This is a genomic window from Arthrobacter cavernae, assembly GCF_017368795.1.
Classification (GTDB): domain Bacteria; phylum Actinomycetota; class Actinomycetes; order Actinomycetales; family Micrococcaceae; genus Arthrobacter; species Arthrobacter cavernae.
Genome location: NZ_JAFNLL010000091.1, coordinates 1 through 2481, shown reverse-complemented (window position 1 = coordinate 2481; position 2481 = coordinate 1). Strand labels below are relative to the sequence as shown.

The following is a 2481-nucleotide window of genomic DNA, read 5'->3' as shown; positions in this document are numbered from 1 at the left end:
GGGCGAGGACGCGTTCGCTCTCCTTGAGGGCGTCCGCGATCTTCTCATCGAGTGCGTCCAGCATCTGACTGATGTCCTCGAAGCGTTCCCGCGTGTACCCGCACGGCTCCTCCCGCTCGTCCGGGGCAGGGGTGGGCCGGACGTCCCGGGCCCGGGACGCCTGCACCGGGTCCTGCCGCCGGGCCAGGACCGCGCTGAGGGAGCGGGTGCTCAGGGCCAATCCTTCGGAGGTCCAACCGTGCCGGTCGATGCCCGGGATCAGGGTGAACGCCTGCTGCCAGCCCGGGGTGGGCGGCACCTCGCAGGCATGCACCGGGGAGGGTCGGGCAAGGGCCAGGTACTGGCGGGTGCCGCCCCTCCAGTCCTTCTCCAGCCGCCCCAGCACGTCCAGCCACCGGGTGACCGCGCAGGCGGGGCATCCGGCGGCGTCCTGGCCGCGGCGGACCGTCGTCCCGGCAACAATGGTGTGTCCGGGCCCGGCCTCGATGTCCCCGGCGCCGAGGTGCCTGATCCGGGTGCGGGACAGGCCCAGTTCCCCGGCGGCGACGAGGATGAAGCCGTCCCGGCGGCCGGTGAGCCCGCGGGTCCAGCCGGTCGTGGGGATGCAGGCCAGCGCCTCGGGCAGCCCCAGCCAGCCCTCCCCCGTCCGCCACGGCAGCGGCGCGGTGTCCTCCCCCAGCGGGGCGAAGGCTATCCCTGCACGGTCGTGCATGAGGCGGATGGCGCCCAGCCTGGCCACGGTCAGGGCCCTGGAGGCCGGGCACTGGCGGAGGAACGCCTCGAGGGTCCCGGCGTCCGCCGGCAGGGGCTCGCGTCCGGTCGCCTCGCACCAGTCCCGGTACAGGGCCCAGTGCCGCAGGGCGGCGTGATGCGGCGCACCGGAGTGGTGCGGCGTGCCGGGCCCGGGCCGGGGCCGGGGTCCGGGGCTCACAGGCCCAGTCCCAGGACGGCGTTGCCGCCGGCCAGCGGCACGTACTCGCGGTCGTAGACGTCGACCATCGCGTCGGAGCGGTGTCCGGTCTGCAGCCGGATGGAGCGGGCGTCGAAGCCGTTGCGGCGGGCCTGCGTGACGAATCCGGCGCGCAGCGAGTGGAAGCCGATGTCGTCGTGGCCGAACCCGGCGGAGGCGGCCCGGCGTTTGGCGATGGCGTTCAGGGCGTGGCCGCCGACACCGGCGTCCCGGATGTCCCCGGCCTTGCTCACGGCGCGCAGCAGCGGGGTGTCCGGGTCCAGGTGCCAGCGGCGGGGCCTGCGGCAGACGTGCGTGTTCTCCTCCCAGGCCGGGGTGTCGAAGACGGTTCTCATCAGGGCGGCCCGGCCCTGCCGGGCGGCCTCCAGCATGTCCATCCACCGGGTCCAGGCGCAGACCGGGCAGGTGCCCGGGTGCTGCCCGTACGGCAGGGCCCGGGTGGTGCCCCGGCCCTCCTGGTCGGTTTTGGAGGAGGCGACCCTGACGTGCAGGCCGTCGTGGACGTGGTGTTTGACCGCGCCGACGGTCAGGGCGGCCAGTTCGGAGCGGCGGAACGCCCCGGCGAAGCCGGAGAGCAGGATGAAGGCGTCCCGGGCGGCGGCGACCCCGTGCGGCCACCGGTCCCGGTCCAGGCCGGCGAGGATGATCTTCAGGTCATCGAGCAGCAGCGGGACCATCCGGCGGACCGGGGCCTGCCGTTCGCGGGCGATGCCGGAGAGCACCAGGGACACCTCGGCGGTGCGGGTCGGTGAGGGGTGGCCGTGGGCGGCGTGCCGGCCGGCGATCGCGGCCATCCAGCGCTGCAGGGTGGAGGGCTTGTAGGCGTGGGCGCCCTGCCCGGTGACGAGCCGGGCCCGGTCGGCCAGGTACATGGCCACGGTGTCCGGGCCGGCGGGCAGGGAGACAAGCCCGTGCAGGGAGCACCACGCCTGAAACTTCGCCCAGTCGCCGCGGTAGGCGCGCTCGGTGTTCGCCGAGACCGCGTGCTCCCGGTGGGCCCGGGCCAGCTCGCGCAGCCGCTCCAGTTCCGGGCTGATCCCGGCCAGGCCGCCGGGCCCGTGGCCGGTGACCCGCCCGCCGGGAGCGGTGATCCGCCCGCCGGGGGCCGGGGCCCCCGCCGCGCCGCCCTGCCCGCTGCCGGGGTGTTCCGGAATGCCTGCCTCCGCCATGCCTGCCTCCGCCGTTCCCGTCCGCTCATCAATCTTCACCGTCCGCGTCCGTGCCCCGGGCGCCCGGGACGGGCCCCGGACCCCAACCCGCGGACCCCCAATTGCCGCCTCGTCCCCGTTTTCCGCGTTTTCCGCGTTTCCGCGTTGTCCGGCGGAAAGCGGGGCCGGCCGGGGATGTGTAGCATAACTGTCCCTTATCGTAGGCAAAAACCGGACCCCCTGAAGCGACCACCGCCCCGCGGCGGCGCGGACCTCCGCCCCCTGCCCGTCCCGCCACAGTCCCGGACCGGCTTCATGACCCGCGCCGGGCCGTGCCGGAATGTGACTGTTCGTTGGGAATGG

2 protein-coding genes are annotated in these 2481 nt (G+C 75.0%); both read right to left on the bottom strand.

Annotation, left to right across the window (positions count from 1 at the left end; all coding sequences use genetic code 11):
• Nucleotides 1-931: hypothetical protein (locus J1902_RS18870; protein ID WP_207617907.1), on the bottom strand; the 931-nt coding region annotated here is incomplete at its 3' end.
• Nucleotides 928-2178, bottom strand: coding sequence for a site-specific integrase (locus J1902_RS18865; protein WP_207617906.1), 1251 nt, complete (start codon nucleotides 2176-2178; stop codon nucleotides 928-930). The genes J1902_RS18870 and J1902_RS18865, both read right to left, overlap by 4 nt.
• Between the last annotated feature and the right edge of the window lie 303 nt (nucleotides 2179-2481).